Source organism: Anaerostipes sp. CAG:276 (assembly GCF_000432215.1).
GTDB lineage: Bacteria > Bacillota > Clostridia > Lachnospirales > Lachnospiraceae > Anaerostipes > Anaerostipes caccae.
The window spans coordinates 115,552-115,754 of record NZ_FR889191.1; the positions used below are offsets into that span (position 1 = coordinate 115,552).

A 203-nucleotide genomic window follows, 5' to 3' on the forward strand; every position below is an offset into this window, starting at 1 on the left:
GCATTTATGGCGGGGACGTTTGAAAAAGCCGGCATGGATTTCCTGCATGTATCCACAGGCTTCGGGTCTACGGGCTTTATGGATGAGAGGACCATGGAGAATCCTCCTGACGAATTTCCCTTCAATATCCGTATTTGGGGCGCCATGCAGATGAAACAGAGAGTGAGCTGTCCTGTAATCGCTGTGGGCGGAATACGGCAGGG

Annotated in this window: 1 pseudogene; it reads left to right on the plus strand. The window is 52.2% G+C overall.

Going from position 1 to position 203, the window contains the following annotated elements:
- Window positions 1-203: pseudogene (locus QVP35_RS09405) on the plus strand (NADH:flavin oxidoreductase); the annotation flags it as partial.